Source organism: Frateuria soli (assembly GCF_021117385.1).
GTDB lineage: Bacteria > Pseudomonadota > Gammaproteobacteria > Xanthomonadales > Rhodanobacteraceae > Frateuria_A > Frateuria_A soli.
Window position 1 is genome coordinate 1,645,251 of record NZ_CP088252.1, and the last position, 21,185, is coordinate 1,666,435.

Below are 21,185 nucleotides of genomic sequence, written 5' to 3' on the forward strand. Positions count from 1 at the left end.
GTCGCACACACGTCTCCACCGCGCACGGCAGCGTAGCCTTGCCCGGGAGACTGACAAGCGGAAGGGAAGGGCCAGATGAGCCAGGGGCAGCGGATCGGGTGCGCGCGCTTGCGCGGGAAGGTGATGGGGGCCGAAGCGGCCGCCCGTTTCATCGCCCCGCACAGCACCGTGGGCATGAGCGGCTTCACCGGTTCGGGCTACCCCAAGGCGGTGCCGATGGCACTGGCCGCGCGCATCGAGGCCGAGCACGCGGCCGGGCGACCGTTCCAGGTGCGGGTGTGGACGGGCGCATCGACCGGGCCAGAGCTGGATGGCGCGCTGGCACGTGCCGAGGGCATCGAGTTCCGCCTGCCCTACAACTCCGACCCGCTGGTGCGCGAGCAGATCAACTCCGGCCGGATGGAGTACTTCGACCTGCACCTGAGCCAGGTCGCGCCGATGGCCTGGCAGGGGTTCCTGGGGCCGCTGGATACGGCGGTGATCGAAGTCAGCGGCATCACGGCCGATGGCGCACTCATCCCCTCTTCCTCGGTGGGCAACAACAAGACCTGGATCGACCAGGCGCGCCAGGTGATCGTGGAGGTCAACCGCTGGCAGAGCGCGGCGCTCGAGGGCATGCACGACATCTACTACGGCACGGCGCTGCCGCCGAACCGCGTACCGATCCCGATCGTGCGGCCCGGCGACCGCATTGGCGAGCCCTACCTCCGCTGTGATCCGGACAAGGTGGTCGCGGTGGTGGAGACCGACGCGCCCGACCGCAACCTGCCGTTCAAGGCGCCGGACGCGGCCGCCCGCGCGATTGCCGGCCACCTGCTCGAGTTCCTGCGCCACGAGGTCAAGGTCGGGCGCCTGCCGGCGGCGCTGCTGCCGATCCAGTCGGGTGTGGGCAACATCCCCAACGCCGTGCTCGGCGGGTTGCTGGACAGTCCGTTCGAGCGCATGAATGCGTACACCGAAGTGATCCAGGACGGCATGCTCGACCTGCTGGCCGCCGGCCGGCTGGGCGTGATCTCGGCCACCGGCTTCTCGCTGAGTCCCGAGGCGGCGGCCGCGTTCAATGCCGATGTGGCGCGCTATCGCGAGCGCATCCTGTTGCGGCCGCAGGAGATCAGCAATCACCCGGAGGTGATCCGCCGGCTCGGCTGCCTGGCCATGAACGGGCTGATCGAGGCGGACATCTACGGTGCCGTCAACTCCACCCACGTGATGGGCTCGCGCATCCAGAACGGCATCGGCGGCTCGGGCGACTTCGCGCGCAACGCCTACATCTCGATCTTCATGACGCCTTCCACGGCCAAGGACGGGCGCATCTCGGCGATCGTGCCGCAGGCCAGCCACGTCGATCACATCCCGCAGGACGTGCAAGTGCTCGTGACCGAGCAGGGGCTGGCCGACCTGCGCGGGCTGTCGCCCAAGCAGCGCGCGCGCCTGATCATCGACCGCTGCGCGCATCCGGATTACCGCCCGGCGCTGGCCGACTATTTCGAACGGGCGCGGGCGCATTCGTACGGGCAGCAATCGCCTTCGTTGCTCACCGAGGCGTTGTCCTGGCACCAGCGTTATATCGACACGGGCACGATGCGCCTTCCAGCCTAGGGTAGGTTCGGGTCCGCAGGGCGATCGGAGCGGCGGTCGCAAGGCCGCAAGCGGTGGCTGGAGCGCGCCGGCTGACCCAGGTCAGCGCGCCGGGGGAACCCGGGCGCTAGCCTTGTGGCATGGGCTGGATTTCACGCGTGAGTCTGCGGATCGCCGCCGCGAGTGCGGCGGTTTCGCCGCCGTGGATCGCGATCGCCCGGCCCGCGGAGGAACCGTCACCCGGGCCGTCGCTGTTGCTCGCCTACGCCACCCAGACCGGCGTGGCCGAACACCACGCGCGTGACACCGCGGCACGCCTGCGGCGCGCCGGCGTGGCCGTGCAGTTGCTGGAGTTCGACGCCTTGACACCCGAAGTGCTAGCCGCCCGTCCGCGCGCACTGCTGGTCGTCAGCACCACCTACGACGGCGATCCACCGGACATGGCGCAGGCGTTCTGTGAACGCATGGGCACACCCGCCGCGCTGAGTGGACTGCATTACGGCCTGTTGTCGCTCGGTGACCGCTGCTACCGCGAGTTCTGCGGCTTCGGACGACGCCTGCACGCCTGGCTGCAGATCAGCGGCGCCCAGGCCGGGTTCCCTACCGTGGAAGTGGACGACGAGGACGCCGACGCGCTGGCCGAGTGGCACCGGCAAGTGGACGCATGGTTGGTCCGGGACATGCGTCCGGCGCATCCGGTGGGCCTGTAGGGTTGCGGGCGACCGGGGCATGGCGGTCGCGCACAGGTGCGCTCCTGCAGGGCAAACCAACTGACGTGGCTGTGGCTGGTCTGGCACGCACGCGGAATGCGCCTGCGGCAACTTTGCACGCCGGCGCCACGGCGCATGTCCGAAGGTGTGCGATCCCCAAGGCCAACGTGGGTCCGCCATGACATCCCCTGCCCGCATCAACCGCCAGGTCACCCTGGCTTCGCGCCCCGTCGGTGCGCCGACCGCGGCCAACTTCGCGCTGGCCGAGCGGCCAGTCCCGGACCCCGGCGACGGCGAGCTGCTGCTGCGCAACATCTATCTCTCGCTCGATCCCTACATGCGCGGGCGCATGAGCGACGCGGAGTCCTATGCCGCGCCGGTGGCGGTGGGCGACGTGATGGTCGGCGGCACGGTGGCGCGGGTGCTGGCCTCCCGGCATCCGGACTGGCAGGCCGGCGACCTGGTGCTGGCCTACGGTGGCTGGCAGGACTACGCGTTGTCGGGCGGCCAGGGCCTGCACCGGCTGGACCCGGGCATGGCACGTCCCTCGCTGGCGCTCGGCGTGCTGGGCATGCCGGGCTTCACGGCTTACATGGGGCTGCTGGACATCGGCGAGCCCAAGCCAGGCGAGACGGTGGTGGTGGCCGCGGCGAGCGGCGCGGTGGGATCGGTGGTGGGCCAGATCGCCAAGCTCAAGGGCTGCCACGTGGTGGGTATCGCCGGCGGCGGCGAGAAGTGCGGTTACGTGGTGGACGAACTGGGCTTCGATGCCTGCGCCGACCACCGCGCCGAGGATTTTCCCCAGCAACTGGAGGCCGCCTGCCGCCAGGGCATCGACGTGTACTTCGAGAACGTCGGCGGCGCGGTGTTCGATGCGGTGCTGCCGTTGCTCAACACCCGGGCGCGCGTGCCGCTGTGCGGGCTGGTCGCGCAGTACAACGACACCGGCCTGCCGCCCGGCCCCGATCGCATGGGCCTGCTCATGCGCACCTTGCTGACCAGGCGCATCCGGATGCAGGGCTTCATCATTTTCGAGGACTACGGCTCCCGCTACGGCGAATTCCTGGCGGCCATGGGTGAATGGGTACGACAGGGAAAGATCAAGTACCGCGAGGATGTCGTCGACGGCCTGGAGAATGCACCGCAGGCGTTCATCGGCATGCTGCAGGGGCGAAACTTCGGCAAGCTGGTGGTCCGCCTCGACGGCGAGTGAGCAAGGTTGGTCTGGCCTTCTGCCTGCGGAAGCCCACTCGCGGACGATGTTCCCCTGCGGCGGCTCCCAGCAGCATCCCCCCACCATGGACTACCACGGCAGCAGGGGCATGGGTGTCAGCGCCGGGCGCCTTCCCCTGTGGTCCATCGGGCAGCCAGCACCACCAGCGGGAACATCAGGGCGGTGATGGCCACGGCGGCGTAGTCGAAGCGGGCGGCGTCGATGACGTGGTCCAGGCGCGGTACGCCCTGGCCGTCGAAACCGGACATCAGCCGATAGCAGACATTGCCGCCCCAGTGGATGCCGATGCTCATCCACAGCGTGCCCGTCTTGATCACGCTCCAGGCCAGCGAGAGGCCAAGCACGGCGGAGAACACCATGTTGCCCGGGTCGATGCCCTCGTTCCAGGCGTCGTCCAGCGCGTAGACCAACACCGTCAGGAGCGCATACCAGCGCAGCAGTTCGAAGCGGCGGCAGAACGCCAGGCCATAGCCGCGGATCATCAGGTCGTTGATCGCCGACGCCAGGAACATGGAAAACAGCGCCGTGCCCAGCAGCGGCAGCGCGAAGGCGGCGTCGCGCCAGCCGACGAGCTCGAACTTGCCCATCGCGAGGAATACGGCGTTCTTCAACGCCCAGATACCGAAGCCGATGGCGAAGCCGGCCCACAGGCAGCGCGCCCAGCCACGAGGCCGGTCCACGCCCAGCGACGCCATGCGGTCGAGCCCCAGTCCAAAGCGGCACACCACGAACAACAGCACGAAGAACCCGGCGACGTAGGTCAACCACACGGGCACCGCCACCCCCACCAGCCGTGGCACGAGGTTGACGTAAAGGTCGAGCACGGCAAAGCCGAGCAGCCAGGCGAGGATGGCTATGGCTCGTTTCATGACTCCCCCCGAAAGCCGAGTACACGGCGGCGCGGCATGGTAATACGGCGATGCCGGGGCCGGCTGCACGCGACGGCCGCGTCACGGCTGCGGCCACAGGCTTCCGCATACCGCTGGATCCATCCCTGCGAGGACTTCCCATGACCCACGCTCCCGCCATCGACGACTACGACGCCCAGCCACTCCAGGACCGCGTAGTGCTGGTCACCGGCGGCGCCCAGGGCATCGGGCGCGGCATCGCGCAGGCGGTGCTGGGCGCGGGCGGGCGGGTGTTGATCGGCGACCTGGACCGGGAGGCCGGCCGCGCCTGCCTGGCCGAGTGGAACGTGGGCGAACGGGCCGCCTTCACACCGCTGGACGTTGCGCGCGAGGGCAGCGTGCGGCGCTGGGTGCAGGCGGCGCTTGCACGCTTCGGGCGCATCGACGGACTGGTCAACAACGCCGGCCTGGCCGACCCTCACCGCGCACCGCTGGCCTCGCTGTCGCTGGCCGACTGGAACCGCTACCTCGCCACCAACCTCACCGGCACGTTCCTGTGCAGCAAGCACGCCCTGCCCGCGCTGGCCGAAACCGACGGCGCGATCGTCAACATCGCGTCGACCCGCGCGCTGCAGTCCGAACCGGACACCGAAGCCTACGCGGCGAGCAAGGGCGGCATGCTGGCCTTCACCCACGCACTGGCGATCAGCGCCGGTCCATCGGTGCGGGTGAATGCGATCCTGCCTGGCTGGATCGCCACCGACGCGTGGCAGAAACCCGCCGCGCGCCACGCGCCGAAGCTCAGCCGCAGGGACCACGCGCAGCATCCGGCCGGGCGCGTCGGTACGCCACGGGACATCGGCGCGCTGGCCGTCTACCTGCTGTCCGCGCAATCGGCGTTCGTCACCGGGCAGCGCTTCGTGATCGATGGCGGCATGACGGTGAAGATGCAGTACGCCTGACGGGTGCCGGGCGCGCCGGATGGCCGGCGCGCCCGGTGGTCACCCCGGTGGTCACATCGACGGGTCGGCTTCGACGCGGAATGCGTCGACCTTCATCACCACGCCCCTGGTCGGGTGCCTGCTGCCGTCGACCCGCACGAAGGAGACGCTGAGTTTGTCCAGGCTGTCCGGCCAGATCCTCTGCAGCACCTCGGTGGCCGGGAATACCAGCCGCGCGCCGTGGCCCGGCGAGGCCGCCGGAGCTGGCATGTCCGCCATGCCCTGCATACCCTTCATGCTCGCCTTCATCCGTGCCACGCTGATCTCGAACGGCCCCACCGAACCGAGCAGATAGGCGCCGGCGGCCTTGCCCGTACCGGGCTGCGCGGGCAGGTTGAGATAGACGTTGTAGAAGTAGCCGCCCTTCTGGCCAAGGCCGGTCAGGTGCACGCCATCGAGGACGACTCGCACCGGGCCGTCCGCCGTCGAACCGGTCGCGGCCGGCTGCAGCATGAGCGAACGCACGCGGGCGGCATCGGTCGCGCTGAGACCCACATCGACATTGAGCGACTGCTCATCGAGCGACAGCGCGCGCGACTTGCCGAACGGCACGCTCACGCGGGTGGCGGGACGCATCGGCGCGGCAGTCATGGCCAGCGCACCGGCGGCCCGCGCGGCGCTGGTCGACTGGCTTGGCATGGTTTCGTTGTCGTACTGGTAGCCGAGGTAGGTCGTGGTATCGGCGGTCCATACGCGCGGCATGCCATCCACGGCCGTGCCGTAAGAGAAGTTGCCCGACCAGTAGGTGTTGGTGGTCAGGGGTTCCTTGCGTCCGCCGCCGGCCTTGAGCCAGGCGACCCAGAGCCGGTCGATGTTGGCGTGGTGCACCCAGAACAACGGATCCCGGGGCGAGATGCTGATCGAGGACAGCGCGCCGCCGACCAGGTTGTGTACGCGGTTGTGCGGACGCGTCTCCAGGATGGCTTCGAACGCATTGGTCCTGCCGCGCTGGAAGCGGATGACGGTGTCGGCGAAAGCGTCGTAGCTGAGCGCCCCGCTGACGTCGCTGCCGGTGCGGTCGCCGCGATACAGCGGCGAGTAGGGATCCAGGAATTCGGACGGTACGGTCGGCGAGTCGTAGTAGTTCCAGTACGGCAGCACCAGGCTGGCATCACCGGAAATCTCCCGCACCTTCGCTTCGAAGCGATGGATGAAACCGCGGTGCCACGCCAGGAAGTACGCCTGGCCATGGGGACAGTTCGCCCGATGCGTCTCGGCCCAGTAGTTCCAGCTGTTCGGGCTGGTGACATCCTTGAGTGCCTTCATCGCGGCGACGGCATTGCAGAGGGACTGCAACTGGGGGCTGAGGCAGAACACCGGCCAGCTGGGCCGCACGCTCAGGGAGGCGGAAAAGGCCACCCGCGGCAACAGCGGAACCAGCGCCAGCGAAAGCGAAGACTGAATGAAACGCCTTCTGGAAATCATGATCTTCTCCGTGGAGACCTTAGGCCTCGCGACCGCCCCGGCACGACATCCAGGTGGGCGTGACGATCGTGGGACGAGGCCTGTGACACGCATCAACGTCTGTGCTTCGGGCGTGAGACAAGCAAAAACGGCAGCCGGGCCTCTTTGCCGCACACTGCCGTTCACTCTCGCCCGGGCTCCTGCCTTCGGGGGCGGTGGCAGTGAATAGCGGCCTGCGTCAATGGGCAGTCAAGGCCGCGTTCCGCAGGCCCACACCCCGCCTCCAGGGCCCATGCCGTGGCAGGCCCGACGGTGTGGAATGAATCGGCGGTTTTTCATAAACGGCCGCCAACCGCTACCATCCACGGCTTGCTGTTACCGGCACGGCGGCCACACGCCGTCCGGCGGGTCCGACGTGGAGGGGAACGTGATCGAAAAATTCTCGACCGGCATCGAGGGGCTCGACCAGCTGACCGATGGCGGTTTTCTCCGCGGCTCGGCCTACATCGTCCAGGGGCCGCCCGGCGCCGGCAAGACGATCCTGGCCAACCAGTTCTGCTACGCCCACGTTCGTGCGGGCGGCCGTGCGATCTACATGACGCTGCTGGCCGAATCCAGCTCGCGGATGCTCGCCTACGTCAGCCAGATGGGCTTTTTCGAGGGCAGCGCGCTACCTGATGCCATGCAGTACATCAGCGGCTACGGCGTGCTCGAGCGCGAAGGACTGCCCGGGCTGCTCAAGCTGGTGCAGCACGAGCTCAAGCGGCACCGTGCTTCGGCGATGGTGCTCGATGGCACCTTCGTGGCGCAGTCGGTGGCGTCCGAGCAGGAGTTCCGCGCCTTCATCCATGCGCTGCAGGGCGTCGCCGGCATGGCCGATGCCGTGCTGGTGATGCTCACCCACCAGAACCGCGACTCCAGTTGCCCCGAACACACCATGGTCGACGGCTGGATCGAGATGAGCGACGAGACCCACGGTTTTCGCGCCTACCGCACAATCCAGGTCCGCAAGCATCGCGGCGCGGCGATCCTACCGGGCAAGCACCGCGTGCGCATCACCGAGCAGGGCATCGCGGTCTTCCCGCGTGCCGAGAGCGCACTGCAAGCGGCACCGGCCGCGCGCGCCGAGGACCATCGCGTTGCCAGCGGGCACGCCGGGCTGGACACGCTCCTGAATGGCGGACTGCCGGCCGGATCGGCCACGCTGCTGGTGGGCCCGACCGGCGCGGGCAAGACCACGCTGGGTCTGCACTACCTGTCCCTGTGCAACGCGCAGGAACCCGGGCTGATGCTCGGCTTCTACGAGACGCCCGCGCACCTCCTCCAGAAGGCACGCAGCATCGGCCTGGACCTGGACACGCCGGTCAACCAGGGTCACCTGGAGATCCAGTGGCTGCCGCCGGCGGAGAACATCGTCGACGAACTGGTGCAGGACGTCGTCAACCGCACCCGTGCGCGCAAGGTCAAACGCGTCTTCGTCGACGGACTGGTGGCGATCCGCGACAGCCTGGTGATCCGCAATCGCCTGCCTTACGTGATCCACGCGCTGAGCATGCAACTGGGAGCTATCGGCGCCAGCGCCGTCTACACCTCGGAGATCCCCGAGCTGGAGCTCGACCAGGCAAGGATGCCCAGCGACGAGCTCTCCGCGATGGTGGACAACGTGCTGCTGCTCAATACCGGGCGGCGCGCCAATGCGTTCCGGCGCTACCTGTCGGTGATCAAGCTGCGCGACAGCGACTTCGATCCGCGCACCCACGAGTTCCACGTCAACGCAAGCGGCATCGCGTTCGGGCCCGACCCACGCGCGGCCACCTGCGCGGAAGCAGGCTGACATGCTGCGGGTACTGCTGGTCGAGGATGAACCCGATGTCTCGCTCGTGGCCGCCACCGTGCTGGAGGAGGCGGGTTACCACGTGACCGTCGCCTCCGACGGGTACGAGGGCCTGGAGATCGCGCTGCAGGAAATGCCGGAACTCATCGTCACCGATTTCATGATGCCGTGCCTGAGCGGCCTGGAGATGATCGAGCGCCTGCGCCTGGCCGACTACGACCGGCCCATCATCCTCACCACGGCCATTCCCGAAGACCACCTGCCCCGCCAGCCCGGCTACGACGCCTACCTGGCCAAGCCTTACGGCACGCGCGCGTTGCTGGCCCTGGTCGAGGCGTTCCGCATGCAGCAGGGGCGCTAGGCGCCCGTCGGCCGCGTCGGCCACCTGCCTACATGGTGGCGAGGGATGCGGGCGACAGCGCCTGCGCATGGATACCCTCCACCGCACGTCCCGAAGGATCGGCGCGTCCGGCGAAGGACGGGTCCCACGCCAGTGCCGCGGACGAGGAGCAGGCGATCGACTTGCCGCCGGGCACCGTCGCCGCGCAAGCCTCGCCGGGGAAGAACTTCTCGAACAGCGCGCGATAGAGATAGGCCTCCTTGGTCGCCGGCGTGTTGTGCGGCCAGCGCGCGCCCGCGGCGGCGAACTCGCGGTCGCTCACCGCCTGCCCGGCGTGCGCCTTGAGCCCGTCGATCCAGCCGTAGCCCACGCCGTCGCTGAACTGCTCCTTCTGACGCCACAGGATGGCCTCGGGCAGCGCGCCGGCGAAGGCTTCGCGCAGTACCGCCTTTTCAATGCGGCCCTGGCCGGCCATCTTGTGGCGCGCGTCGAAACCCATTGCCGCCTCGACAAACGCCAGGTCAAGGAACGGCACCCGCGCCTCCACGCCCCAGGCCATCATCGCCTTGTTCGCGCGCAGGCAGTCGTAGCGGTGCAAGGCATCGAGCTTGCGTACGGTTTCCTCGTGGAAGGCTTCGGCCGAGGGCGCCTTGTGGAAGTAGAGGTAGCCGCCGAACAGTTCGTCGGAGCCCTCGCCCGAGAGCACCATCTTCACGCCCATCGCCTTGATGCGCCGCGCCAGCAGGAACATCGGCGTGGAGGCGCGCACGGTGGTGACGTCGTAGCTTTCGATGTGGCGGATCACCTCCGGCAGCACGTCCAGCCCTTCCCAGAAGGTGTAGACGAAGCCGTGGTGCACGGTGCCCAGGGCCTCTGCGGCCAGTTGCGCGGCGGCCAGGTCCGGCGAGCCTTCCAGGCCGATGGCGAAGGAATGCAGGCGCGGCCACCAGGCTTCGCTCTGTCCACCATCCTCGACGCGTTCGCGGGCGAAGCGCGCGGCGCAGGCCGCCACCAGCGAGGAATCCAGCCCGCCGGAGAGCAGCACGCCGTACGGGACGTCGGACATCAACTGGCGCTGGACCGCCTGTTCCAGTGCCACGCGCAGGTCGCCCGGCGCCCTGCCCTGCACTGCCCCGTAGGCACGCCAGGGACGCTCGTAGTAGCGACGCAGCTCGCCGGTGGCGCTGTCAAACACGTGGCCCGGCGGGAACACCGCCACGTCGGCGCACACGCCTGCCAGCGCCTTCATCTCGGAAGCCGCGCACAACCGCCCGGCCGCGTCGTGGCCCCAGTACAGCGGGCAGACGCCGAGCGGGTCGCGCGCGAGGAGGTAACGGTGCGCGGCGCCGTCCCACAGGGCGAAGGCAAAGATGCCGTTGAGGCGGGCGATCCACGCGGCCGGGTCGCCGCCTTCGCGATAGAGCGCGTTGATCACCTCGCAATCGGAACCGGTGGTGAAGTCGTAGCCGCTGCCCAGACGCAGTTCGCCGTGGTTGTAGATCTCGCCGTTGACCGCCAGCGCCAGCGTGCCATCGCGCGAGCGCAGCGGCTGCGCGCCGCTGGCCGGGTCGACGATGGCCAGGCGCTCGTGCACGAGGATCGCGCCCGCATCGACGAACACGCCGGACCAGTCCGGCCCGCGATGCCGCTGGCGCTGGGACAACTCCAGCGCCTGCCGGCGCAGCGCGGCCAGGTCGTCGCCCGGCGCCAGGTCGAACATTCCGAAAATTCCGCACATGATGTTCTCCTTTGCGATCGTCCTCGGTCGCGAGAGCCAAGGCGGGCACGCGTGCCCGCACTCCTGACAAGGCACGCAACCTCCGGTCACGTGCCCGAAAACGACGAAGGCCCGCACGGGGCGGGCCTTCGTCGCGTAGTTTTTGCTCGAACTTGCGGCTACGCGCCGGCCCCCTTGTGCAGGCGACGATTATTGTTCGAGCGATTGTTCAGGGCCGGCCACGCACGCGCCGCGCAGGGCGCGGGGGCGATGATGAAGCGGGCGGTCGGCATGGACATGGCGCGAGTTGAGCAGGTTTCGATCAGGCGCGCAAGCGGGTCTGCGCCCGTCAGGCGTGGTGTTCGCGGAACGATTCGCTGACCCAGGCCTTGGCCTCGGCCAGCTGCTCGTTGCGGTACAGGCGGAACTCGCCGGGCACGGTGAAGCCCATGGTGCGGGCCACCAGCCGCAACCAGTTGACGTCGGTCACCAGCGCGATGCGCTCCCAGCCGCTCCAGTGGCGGAAGCCCAGCTTGGTGTCGTCCCACATGGCACCCGGATCGAAGCCGGTGAAGTCCGGACCGACGTGGTAGAGCAGCCGCAACTTGCGATTGAGCGCGAAGGCTGCCTCCACGTCCGGCACGAACACGTTCTCGTAGTCGGCCGCGGTCACCTTGCCGCGCGCGGTGAAACCCAGCGCGCCGGCGGGGAGGTCGGTCATCTGCTCGATCATGGGGGGTCTCCGCGTGGTCGGACCCCCATCCAAGCGCGGCGGGCGCGGCTATGCAAGCTTGGGTGCGTGAAAGCCCCCTCGCCGGCGCCCCTGCAGGAGACCTGATTGCGGGCGATGTTTTTCGGAATCCGGCCCGGCGCATCACCCGCAAGCGGGCCCCTGCCGAGAACTTGCTTCAGGCCGGTTCGACGTGACGCACCAGCAGCCGTGCACTCTCGCGTCCCTGCCACTCGTTGATCGTCAGCTCGTACACCGCCCGCAGTCGCGGCGGCGGCGCGGAAGCGCGCACGTTGAACATCACCGCCTCGTGCACGGCGCCGTCGCGCGGATCGCGCAGGCTCAGGCGCCAGTGCCGCTCGCCCATCAGGCGCCATTGCGCGCACTCGAACAGGTTGTCGAACAGCGGTTCGGGAAAACCCTGTCCCCACGGTCCGCCGTCGCGCAACTGGCGCGCGAGGTCCAGCGTGAAGTTGCCCGGCGGCAGTTCGCCGTCGGTGTAGAGCACGGCTTGCAGGCGTTCCTCGTCCAGCCACTCGCGCGCGATGGCGTCGAAGGCCTCGGCGAAGCGCGGGTAATCGGCGGCCTTCAGGCTCAGGCCCGCGGCCATGGCATGGCCGCCGAAACGCTCGATCAGCCCGGGCAGGCGCGCATCGATCGCGGCCAGGGCGTCGCGCACGTGGAAGCCGGCGATGGAGCGTGCGGAGCCGCGCAGCTCCCCGGGCCGATCCTCGTCGGCCGGTGCAAAGGCGATCACCGGACGGTGCAGCCGCTCCTTCAGCTTGGAAGCCACCAGCCCGACCACGCCCGCATGCCAGGTCGGCTCGTAAAGGCTCACGCCGGTGCGCTCGCCCATGCCCTCCAGCCCCAGCGCGCCGATCATCGCCTCGGCCTCGGCGACCATCGCTTCCTGCAGCTCGCGTCGTTCCTGGTTGATGGCGCTCAGTCGTTCGGCCAGCCCACGCGCCTGCACCGGATCGTCGGTCAGCAGGCATTCGACCCCCAGCCGCATGTCCTCCAGCCGTCCCGCGGCGTTGAGGCGCGGGCCCACGGCGTAGCCCAGGTCGCTGGCGCAGACACCGGCCAGGCTGCGCCTGCCCGCCTCCACCAACGCAGTGATGCCCGGGCAGGCGCGGCCGCTGCGGATGCGGTGGATGCCCGCCTCGACCAGCACGCGGTTGTTGAAGTCCAGCGGCACCAGGTCGGCCACGGTGCCCAGCGCGACCAGGTCCAGCAGCGAGGAAAGATCGGGCCGGTCGCTCTTGTGAGGCGCGCGGCCATGGCTGGCCGCTTTCCCGTCTTCGCGATCAGGACGATCGCACGGGTAGAGTTTCGCCCGGACCGCGAGCAGCAGGTAGAACATCACGCCGACACCGGCGAGCGCGCGGCTGGGGAAGCCCTGGTTCATGCGCGCCTCGCCGGCGCAGGTTTCGCATGCCGGCTCGCCATGCCCGCAGGCGCGCACTTCGAGCACGTTGGGATTGACCAGCGCGTCGGCGGCCGGCAACCGTTCGCCCGGCAGGTGGTGGTCGGTGACGATCACGCGGATGCCGCGCGCCTTGGCCGCTGCGACGCCCGCGATGCTGGCCACGCCGTTGTCGACGGTGACGATCAACTGCGGCGCGGGCTCGAGCGAGGCGACCAGCGCGGGGCTCAGGCCGTAGCCGTGCACGAAGCGGTTGGGGATCACGTAATCCACCCGCCGCGCGCCGAGCAGGCGCAGCCCGCGCACGGCCACGGCTGTGCCGGTCGCGCCATCACAGTCGTAGTCGCCGGCGACGACGATCGACCAGTCGCCCGCGATCGCCTCGATCAACAGCGCCACGGCGCGATCGAGCCCGCCCAGCGACTGCGGCGCAAGCAGGTGCCGCAAGCGGTGTTCGGCCTGCCCCGGATGCAGCACGCCGCGTGCCGCATAGACCTGGCGCAGTACCGGGTGGACTGCCTCGCTCCAGCCCGCGGGAGCACCGGCCGGCTCCCGGCGGCGCAGGGTTGGCGTGCTCATGCGCGGTTGCCGCGCCAGAAGCGCCAGCGATGCCACGGGCGAAGTTCCCAGCGCTCGGCGCTGGCGAAGCTCAGGTGCAGCGGGCGCTGGCGGGCAAGCGTATGGATCATCGGCCACCACGCATCGGCGATCACCTGCGCCGGAAGGTCCTGGAGATCGATCAGCCAGTGGGCCGCCGCGTCCGTCGGAGCCATGCCCGGGGCGGCCGTTTCCCGCGAACCGGGCGTGGGCGTGCGCACGCGGTGCTCGATGCCCGCCCTGGCGGCGAGCGCCCGCAGCAGTGGGTCGTCACTGACCACGCCCCGCAGCGGGGTCGCCACGGTTGCAGGCAACGTTCCCGCCCCCCATAGCCACAGGCTGTTGACGGGTGGCTGCCCGGCGGCGCGACGTTGCGCGTTCAACGGATGCTGGTGCAGCAGCACCTGGATGTCGTTCTGCAGGATCCGCCAGCGACGCCCTTCGGTGCCCTGCGGCAGGTGTTGCAGCAGGTTTTCACCCAGCGCCTGTTCCGGCGCGGGAAACGCCGGCACGGCCATGTCCCCCGGCAGGCGCAGGTGCCAGCGATCGGGAGAGGTCAGCTCCAGCCGCATACCCTGTTCCCCGAACAGCGGCGCGAGGGGTTCGGCAAGCGCAGCGGCCTCCGCGGCCGTGAGCTGCATCCGCCCGCAGGCGAGCAGCCGTGCACCGTTCATGTCCGGCTCGACCCATGCCGGATCGGCACACATCCAGAGGGCGTCACCGGCATCGCCTGTCGCCAGTTCCCGGGTGAGCGCACCGGCGGGCAGCGGTTGCGGGGCCTCGAACCAGGCGGTCAAACCGGCCAGGTACCCCCGCGGGCCATCGTCCAGACGGTCGGCACGCGCCAGCAGGGGGCGCAAGGGATGCGCGGGCTCGAAGCGAGCGAGCGCGGGCAGCCACAGTTCCACGCTCATGCGCTGGCGGCCTCCAGTTGTTCGTACAGTTCGAGCCACTCGGCTTCGAGCGCTTCCTTTTCGCGGCGCAGGTCGGCCTGGCGCTGACCGAGTTTCATCAGCTCCGCGGTGGGGCCGTTGTAGGTGGCCGGGTCGGCCAGTTTCGCATCGAGGGCGGCCAGGTCGGCATCGATCGCCGCGACGCGTGCCTCGATCTTCCTGACCCGCGCCTTCGCAACCTTGTCCTGTTCCCGTTGTGCGGCCGCGGCGCGACGGCGGTCGGCAGGCGACTCGATGGGCGCCGCCGGCTCGTTGGCCTTCTTTACGGCCGCGCCACGCGAGCGCAGCCAGCGGGCGTAATCGTCCAGGTCGCCGTCGAACGGCTCGACGGCACCGTCGGCCACGCGCCAGAAGCTGTCGCAGACCAGCCCGAGCAGGTGGCGATCGTGCGAGACCAGTACCAGCGCGCCGTCGAAGTCGGCCAGCGCGTCGGCCAATGCCTCGCGCATGTCCAGGTCAAGGTGATTGGTCGGCTCGTCGAGCAGGAGCAGGTTGGGCTTGTCCCAGGCGATCAGCGCCAGCGCCAGGCGCGCGCGCTCGCCACCGGAGAAGCCGTCGACCGACTCGAACGCGCGGTCGCCGGCGAAATTCCATCCGCCGAGGAAGTCGCGCAGCACCTGCGCGGCCACGCCCGGTGCCTTGTCCTGCAGGTGGTCGAACGGGCTCGCGCCCTCGCGCAGGCTTTCGACCGTGTGCTGGGCGAAGTAACCGATCTTCAGGTCCTTGTGCGCCTTGCGTTCGCCCGCCAGCGGCGACAACTCGCCGACCAGGGTCTTGACCAGCGTGGACTTGCCGGCGCCGTTGGGGCCGAGCAGGCCGATGCGCTCGCCGGCGTCAAGCCTGAAGCGCACGTCCCCCAGGATGACCGCTTCCTGACGATAGCTCTCGCCCGTAAGGGCGGCGTTCGCCCCTTCTCCCCCTCGGGGAGAAGGTTGGGATGAGCGGCCAAGGCTTGCGTCAGACTCCATCGAAGGCTGCTCTGAACGGACATCCCCGCCCGCCCCGCCCCTCACCCCAGCCCTCTCCCCGGGGGGGAGAGGGAGCACAGATGCGTAGCCCGCCGACACCTCTTCCAGTTGCAACATCGAGTCGGGCAACCGCTCCGGCACCGCGAACTGGAACCGGAACGGCCGCTCGGCGCGCACGGCTTCGGTACCGGCCAGCTTCTCCAGGCGCTTCATGCGCGACTGCGCCTGCTTGGCCTTGCTGGCCTTGGCCTTGAAGCGGTCGACGAACGACTGCAGGTGCGCGCGTTCGGTCTGTTCGCGCTCGTGCGCGATCTGCTGCTGGCGCAACTGTTCGGCGCGCAGGCGCTCGAAGGCACTGTAGTTGCCGGTGTAGAGTCGCGCGCCGCCCTCATGCAGGTGCAGCGTGTGCGATGTGGCCGCGTCCAGGAACTCGCGGTCGTGCGAGATCACCAGCAAGGTGCCCTGGTAGCGGCGCAGCCATTCCTCCAGCCACAGCACCGCGTCCAGGTCCAGGTGGTTGGTCGGCTCGTCCAGCAACAGCAGGTCGGACGGCGCCATCAGCGCCCGCGCCAGGTTCAGGCGCACGCGCCAGCCGCCGGAAAACTCCTTTACCGCCCGCTCGTGGGTTTCCGGCGCGAAGCCCAGCCCGTGCAACAGGCGGCCGGCGCGGGCGCGGGCGTCGTAGCCGTGCAGCTCCTCGATGCGGTGGTGGGCGCGGGCCATCGCCTCGGCATCGCCGCGGTCCTGGGCGCTGGCCTCCTCGCGCAGGGCGGCGGCGACTTCCTCGTCGCCGCCGAGCACGTAGTCCAGCGCGGCGTCCGGCAGCGCGGGCGTCTCCTGCGCCACCGAGGCCAGCCGCAGCCTGGCTGGCAGGTCCAGTTCGCCCGCATCGGATTCCAGCCGTCCCTGCAGGGCGGCGAACAGGCTGGACTTGCCGCAGCCGTTGCGACCGATCACGCCCAGGCGCCAACCGCTCTGGATGGTGAGATCGATGTCGGACAACAGCAGGCGGCTGCCGCGGCGGAGGGCGAAATGGCGGAACGCAATCATCGGAAGGAAACGTGCACGGGCGACCCGCCATGATAGCCGGGCTGGAATGCCTATCCCATCGCAGACGCCGGGGATCGTCGTGGCGCGGTTGTCGTACATCTGATACAACGGCGCCGCACAGGACCTTTGCGGAGAGGGGAATCATGGTCAAGCTCACTGGCGGTCTGGCGATGCTCGCCGCGATCGCGTTCGGCGCACCGATGGCCGCGCACGCGGGCGACAGCCTGCTGATCAACCGCGTGCAGCAGGAACAGGGCATGAACCTGCCCACCCGGGGCATGACCATGGCGCAGGTGGAGAAGCGCTACGGCGCGCCCCAGCGCAAGCTGCAACCTCGCGGCGGCGACAGCCGGAAGCACCCGGTCATCAACCGCTGGGACTACCGCAGCTTCATCGTGTACTTCGAACACGACCACGTGATCCACTCGGTGCTGAACACGCCCGCCGGCAACAACCACGATCCCGCGACGGCGCAGTAATCCCGCACGGACAGACGACAACGGATCCCCGCGACCGCGGGGATCCGTTTTTGTTTCCCCTCTCATCGCTCCGTGCCACCCGCTCAACTACACTTCGCCGCTTCCAGACTTCAAGCGAGCGCGCGATGACCTCCTCCCCCAACCTGCGCCTGCCAGCCGAATGGGAACCGCAGGATGCGGTGCTGATCGCCTGGCCGTATGAAGGCACCGACTGGGCCGCGCGCCTGGCCGAGGTGGAGACGACCTATACCGCCCTGGCCGCCGCGGCCACCCGCTTCCAGCCGCTGGTCGTGATCGTCGCGGACGAAGGCGTGCGCGCAGCGGCCGAACGCGCGCTGCGCGGCGCGGGCGTGGATCTGGAGCGCATCCGCTTCGTCGAGCTTCCCTACGACGACACCTGGCTGCGCGATTCGGGCCCGATCACGCTGGTCTCGGCGCAGGGCTTCCAGTTGACCGATTTCCGCTTCACCGGCTGGGGCGGCAAGTTCGGCGCCGAACAGGACGACGCGCTGGTCGCCGGCCTGGTCGCGGCGGGCGTGTTCGGCCCGGCCGCGCACGAGCGCGTGGACTGGGCGCTGGAAGGCGGCGGCATCGAGAGCGACGGCGGCGCCACCGTGCTCACCACCTGGCGCTGCCTGCACCAGCGCCACCCCGAACAGACACGCGAGGCGATGGACACGATCCTGCGCGAGAGCCTGCACGCACCGCGCGTGTTGTGGCTGGACCACGGCTACCTCGAGGGCGACGACACCGACGCCCACATCGACACCCTCGCCCGCTTCGCGCCGGGCGATCGCATCGTGTTCCAGGCCTGCGACGATCCGACGGATCCGCATCACGAGGAACTCCAGCGCATGGCCGCCGAGCTGGCCGAGCTGCGCACGCCCGAAGGCGAGCCGTACCGCCTTTCGCCGCTGCCCTGGCCCCAGCCGATCCTGGACGAAGGCCGCCGGCTGGCCGCCTCTTATGCGAACTACCTGGTGATCAACGGCGCCGTGCTGGTGCCCGCCTACGGCGATGCCGCCGACGAGGAGGCTGCCCGCGTCATCGGGGCGGCCTACCCGGGACGCCAGGTCGTGCAGGTGCCGTGCCGCCCGCTGATCTGGCAGAACGGCAGCCTGCACTGCATCACCATGCAACTGCCGGCCGGCTTGCTGGGCTGAACGCACCCCGCGCGGCAACACTTTGGCGACAACCCGGCCGGCCTGCTCCGCTAAACTGCCTGTCCCGCGGGACTTTCAAGGCACGAGGCAGGCATGACCGGCAAGACACTCAAGGTGGCGCTGCTGCAGGAAACCAATCGCGGCAGCCGCGATGCGAACCTCGATGCGATCGAGGCCGGCCTGCGCGAAGCCGCCACAGCCGGCGCCCGGCTCGTGCTGTTGCAGGAGCTGCACAACGGGCCCTATTTCTGCCAGCGCGAGTGCGTGGACGAGTTCGAGCTGGCCGAAACCATCCCGGGCCCTGGCACCGAGCGCATCGGCAGGCTCGCCGCCGAGCTCGGGCTGGTCGTGGTCGCCTCGATCTTCGAGAAGCGCGCCACGGGGCTCTACCACAACACCGCCGTGGTCTTCGACCGTTCGGCGGCGATCGCCGGCAAGTACCGCAAGATGCACATCCCGGACGACCCGGCGTTCTACGAGAAGTTCTACTTCACGCCGGGCGACATGGGTTTCGAGCCGATCGACACCTCGGTGGGCCGCCTGGGCGTGTTGGTGTGCTGGGACCAGTGGTACCCCGAAGCCGCCCGGCTGATGGCGCTGGCCGGGGCCCAGTTGCTGCTCTATCCGACCGCGATCGGCTGGGACCCCAACGACGAGCAGGCCGAGAAGGACCGCCAGCGCGAAGCCTGGGTCACCGTGCAGCGCGGCCACGCCGTGGCCAACGGCTTGCCGCTGCTGGCCTGCAACCGCACCGGCTACGAGGCCGATCCGTCCGGCGTGGGCGCAGGCATCCAGTTCTGGGGCACCAGCTTCGTGGCCGGCCCGCAGGGCGAGTTCCTCGCCAGGGCGGGTACCGACGGGCGCGAATTGCTGGTGGTCGACATCGACCTGGAGCGCAGCGAGCACGTGCGGCGGATCTGGCCGTTCCTGCGCGACCGGCGCATCGATGCGTACGGCGACCTGCTCCGGCGCTATCGGGATTGAAAAAGGCGGGCGCAAGCCCACCCTGTGAAACGCCCCTGTAGGCGGGCCTCAGACCACCACCCGCATCCCGGACCACGCATGCCCCTTCCCGATTCCGACGTCGCCCTGCCCGACCCTTTGCTCGACCAGCCGCTGGAGCGCGTCACCCGCGACGGCGTGGAGTACGTGGTGCTGGGCACGGCGCACGTCTCGCGTGCCAGCGTGGCGGCGGTCGAGGCGCTAGTGGCCAACGAGGCGTTCGATGCGATCGCGGTGGAGCTCTGTCCCAGCCGCGCCGAAGGCATGCGCAATCCCGATGCCTTCAAGCAGATGGACCTGTTCCAGGTAATCCGCCAGGGCAAGGTCGGGATGGTGGCGGCGAGCCTGGTGCTGTCCTCCTTCCAGCAGCGGCTGGCGGCCCAGTACGGCATCCAGCCGGGCGCCGAAATGAAGGCCGCGATGGACGGCGCCGAGCGGGCCAACCTGCCGGTCTGGCTGATCGATCGCGAGGTCGGCACCACGCTCAAGCGCGCCTGGCGCAGCGTCGGCACGTGGGCGCGCTTCGGCCTGCTCGGTGGACTGGTCGCCAGCGTGTTCGAGCGCGAGCAGGTCGACGAGAAGGAGATCGAGAAGCTCAAGGAAGGCGACCTGCTGGAGAGCGCCTTCGGCGAGTTCGCGCAGAATTCGGCGCCGCTCTACAACAGCCTGATCGGCGAGCGCGACGAATACATGGCCGCGCGCCTGCGCGAACAGGCCCAGGGTGCGCCCGCCGTGCGCCGCGTGCTGGTGGTGATCGGCGCCGGCCACCTGAAAGGCCTGTGCGCACAGCTGCGCGAGCAGCAGGAGCCGCCCTCGCGGCGCATCGCGGAACTGGCAAAGCTGCCGCCCAAGGCGCGCTGGCCCAAGTGGCTGGCGCTGGGCCTGGTGCTGCTGGTGTTCGCGGCGATCGCCTACGCATTCCATCGCAACCCCTCGCTGGGCGCGCTGGCCCTGCGTAACTGGGTGCTGTTCACCGGCGGCTGCGCCGCGCTGGGCGCTTTGGCGGCAGGCGGGCATCCGCTGAGCATCCTGGCGGCCTTCGTCGCCGCGCCGATCAAGCCCTTCCGCCCGGGCATTCCCGCCGGCGGCATCAGCGCCATGGCCGAGGCCTGGATCCGCCGCCCGCGGGTGGCCGACTTCGAGAGCCTGCGCGACGACATCGCCGAATGGACGGGCTGGTGGAAGAACCGCGTGGCGCGGACCCTGCTCAACTTCATCCTGGTCAGCGCGGGCACCGTCATCGGCGAATACGCCGCCGGTATCCAGATCTTCAAGAGCCTGTTCTGAGGCCCATCCGGGTACCTGCCGGGGTGGTGTGGCGCACCTGATCCGCGTCAGGGCGGTGCGTCAAGTTGTCCGTCGCGTGAAGCAGACACTATACTTCCGCGACTTTGTACCCCAAGCGTGGGAATGACTCGATGATTCGACTGCAACTGCTCGGCCTGACCGTGGCCGCAGCCCTCCTCGCCGCTGGCACCGCCCATGCCGCGGGCGACAAGGCCAACGGCCGCAAGCTGGTCTACACCTGCAACGGTTGCCACGGTATCGACGGCTACACCAATGCCTACCCGGACTATCCGGTGCCGAAGATCGCCGGGCAGAACGAGCAGTACATCATCAACGCGCTGCACGGCTACAAGACCGGCGACCGCACGCATCCGACCATGATGGCGCAGGCGCAGAGTCTGTCCGACCAGGACATCGAAGACATCGCCGCCTATCTCTCCAGCCTCGCCAAGTAAGCCTCGTAAGGAATCCCGCATGAAGCGTGCGCTCACCCTGCTCTTCTTCGGCGCCGTGCTGGCGTTGTCCTCCACCGCGCTGCTGGCCGAAGGCAACGTCGCCAACGGCAAGACCAAGGCCGCGGCCTGCTTCGCCTGCCACGGTGCGGACGGCAACGCTGTCGACCCGCAGTACCCGCGCCTGGCCGGCCAGTACAACCTGTACCTGCAGCAGGCGCTGCACGAGTACAAGGATGGCCGTCGCAACAATCCGATCATGAAGGGCTTCGTCGCCACCCTGTCCGACCAGGACATCGAGGATGTCGCCGCCTACTTCTCCAGCCTGCCGACCAAGCTGCACACGCTGGACGGGCATATCCAGGGCGACAAGTAAGCCGCGCTCCAGTCAGGTGAAAGCAAAAGGCCCGCA

Annotated in this window: 19 protein-coding genes; 12 read left to right on the forward strand and 7 right to left on the reverse strand. The window is 69.3% G+C overall.

The window, feature by feature from the left end; translation table 11 throughout:
- Positions 1 to 75 precede the first annotated feature (75 nt).
- The 3 genes from scpC (at position 76) to LQ771_RS07520 (ending at position 3,501) form a co-directional block, all read left to right on the forward strand.
- A complete protein-coding gene (scpC, locus tag LQ771_RS07510) occupies positions 76 to 1,599 on the forward strand; it encodes a succinyl-CoA:acetate CoA-transferase ScpC (protein ID WP_231351725.1) in 1,524 nt (507 codons plus the stop codon).
- Between the two features lie 137 nt (positions 1,600 to 1,736).
- Positions 1,737 to 2,288: a flavodoxin domain-containing protein gene (locus LQ771_RS07515; protein WP_231351726.1), complete on the forward strand. Its 552-nt coding sequence runs from the start codon at positions 1,737 to 1,739 to the stop codon at positions 2,286 to 2,288.
- A 178-nt stretch (positions 2,289 to 2,466) separates the two neighbouring features.
- Positions 2,467 to 3,501 (forward strand): NADP-dependent oxidoreductase, encoded by a 1,035-nt coding sequence (locus LQ771_RS07520; RefSeq protein ID WP_231351727.1) that lies wholly within the window; start codon positions 2,467 to 2,469, stop codon positions 3,499 to 3,501.
- 116 nt (positions 3,502 to 3,617) lie between these two features.
- Here the strand turns inward: LQ771_RS07520 and LQ771_RS07525 are convergent, their stop codons facing one another.
- Positions 3,618 to 4,391 (reverse strand): CPBP family intramembrane glutamic endopeptidase, encoded by a 774-nt coding sequence (locus LQ771_RS07525; protein WP_231351728.1) that lies wholly within the window; start codon positions 4,389 to 4,391, stop codon positions 3,618 to 3,620.
- 140 nt (positions 4,392 to 4,531) lie between these two features.
- Here LQ771_RS07525 and LQ771_RS07530 point away from each other — a divergent pair, with 140 nt between their 5' ends.
- Entirely contained in the window at positions 4,532 to 5,332 is an 801-nt protein-coding gene (locus LQ771_RS07530) for a glucose 1-dehydrogenase (RefSeq protein WP_231351729.1), read from the forward strand.
- A 51-nt stretch (positions 5,333 to 5,383) separates the two neighbouring features.
- On the opposite strand, the gene LQ771_RS07535 is transcribed toward LQ771_RS07530, so the two are convergent.
- Complete coding sequence (locus LQ771_RS07535; RefSeq protein WP_231351730.1) at positions 5,384 to 6,796, reverse strand: tyrosinase family protein; 1,413 nt, start codon at positions 6,794 to 6,796, stop codon at positions 5,384 to 5,386.
- Positions 6,797 to 7,202: 406 nt separating this feature from the next.
- Here LQ771_RS07535 and LQ771_RS07540 point away from each other — a divergent pair, with 406 nt between their 5' ends.
- Both LQ771_RS07540 and LQ771_RS07545 read left to right on the forward strand, forming a co-directional pair.
- A complete protein-coding gene (locus LQ771_RS07540; RefSeq protein ID WP_231351731.1) occupies positions 7,203 to 8,609 on the forward strand; it encodes an RAD55 family ATPase in 1,407 nt (468 codons plus the stop codon).
- A gap of 1 nt (position 8,610) precedes the next feature.
- Positions 8,611 to 8,970: a response regulator transcription factor gene (locus LQ771_RS07545; RefSeq protein WP_231351732.1), complete on the forward strand. Its 360-nt coding sequence runs from the start codon at positions 8,611 to 8,613 to the stop codon at positions 8,968 to 8,970.
- Between the two features lie 28 nt (positions 8,971 to 8,998).
- On the opposite strand, the gene asnB is transcribed toward LQ771_RS07545, so the two are convergent.
- The 5 genes from asnB to LQ771_RS07570 all read right to left on the reverse strand — a co-directional run bounded on the left by asnB (position 8,999) and on the right by LQ771_RS07570 (position 16,390).
- Positions 8,999 to 10,687 (reverse strand): asparagine synthase B, encoded by a 1,689-nt coding sequence (gene asnB / locus LQ771_RS07550; RefSeq protein WP_231351733.1) that lies wholly within the window; start codon positions 10,685 to 10,687, stop codon positions 8,999 to 9,001.
- A 328-nt stretch (positions 10,688 to 11,015) separates the two neighbouring features.
- Positions 11,016 to 11,399, reverse strand: a complete 384-nt coding sequence (locus LQ771_RS07555) for a SpoIIAA family protein (protein WP_231351734.1) — start codon at positions 11,397 to 11,399, stop codon at positions 11,016 to 11,018.
- A gap of 175 nt (positions 11,400 to 11,574) precedes the next feature.
- On the reverse strand, positions 11,575 to 13,401 hold the full coding sequence (gene recJ, locus LQ771_RS07560) for a single-stranded-DNA-specific exonuclease RecJ (RefSeq protein ID WP_231351735.1): 1,827 nt from the start codon (positions 13,399 to 13,401) through the stop codon (positions 11,575 to 11,577).
- Complete coding sequence (locus tag LQ771_RS07565; protein WP_231351736.1) at positions 13,398 to 14,333, reverse strand: phosphoglycerate mutase; 936 nt, start codon at positions 14,331 to 14,333, stop codon at positions 13,398 to 13,400. Before LQ771_RS07565 ends, recJ begins: the two co-directional genes overlap by 4 nt.
- Entirely contained in the window at positions 14,330 to 16,390 is a 2,061-nt protein-coding gene (locus tag LQ771_RS07570; protein ID WP_231351737.1) for an ABC-F family ATP-binding cassette domain-containing protein, read from the reverse strand. The genes LQ771_RS07565 and LQ771_RS07570 overlap by 4 nt, the downstream gene beginning before the upstream one ends.
- Before the next feature lie 143 nt (positions 16,391 to 16,533).
- Here LQ771_RS07570 and LQ771_RS07575 point away from each other — a divergent pair, with 143 nt between their 5' ends.
- The 6 genes from LQ771_RS07575 (at position 16,534) to LQ771_RS07600 (ending at position 21,149) form a co-directional block, all read left to right on the forward strand.
- Positions 16,534 to 16,869, forward strand: coding sequence for a hypothetical protein (locus LQ771_RS07575; RefSeq protein WP_425491331.1), 336 nt, complete (start codon positions 16,534 to 16,536; stop codon positions 16,867 to 16,869).
- Positions 16,870 to 16,994: 125 nt separating this feature from the next.
- Positions 16,995 to 18,032 carry an agmatine deiminase family protein gene (locus LQ771_RS07580; RefSeq protein ID WP_231351738.1) on the forward strand — a complete coding sequence of 346 codons (1,038 nt, stop codon included), beginning with the start codon at positions 16,995 to 16,997 and terminating at the stop codon, positions 18,030 to 18,032.
- A gap of 93 nt (positions 18,033 to 18,125) precedes the next feature.
- Complete coding sequence (locus LQ771_RS07585) at positions 18,126 to 19,016, forward strand: carbon-nitrogen hydrolase (protein ID WP_231351739.1); 891 nt, start codon at positions 18,126 to 18,128, stop codon at positions 19,014 to 19,016.
- Positions 19,017 to 19,094: 78 nt separating this feature from the next.
- Positions 19,095 to 20,321, forward strand: a complete 1,227-nt coding sequence (locus tag LQ771_RS07590; protein ID WP_231351740.1) for a TraB/GumN family protein — start codon at positions 19,095 to 19,097, stop codon at positions 20,319 to 20,321.
- A gap of 131 nt (positions 20,322 to 20,452) precedes the next feature.
- Positions 20,453 to 20,776 (forward strand): c-type cytochrome, encoded by a 324-nt coding sequence (locus LQ771_RS07595; protein WP_231351741.1) that lies wholly within the window; start codon positions 20,453 to 20,455, stop codon positions 20,774 to 20,776.
- 19 nt (positions 20,777 to 20,795) lie between these two features.
- On the forward strand, positions 20,796 to 21,149 hold the full coding sequence (locus LQ771_RS07600; RefSeq protein WP_231351742.1) for a c-type cytochrome: 354 nt from the start codon (positions 20,796 to 20,798) through the stop codon (positions 21,147 to 21,149).
- Positions 21,150 to 21,185 lie beyond the last annotated feature (36 nt).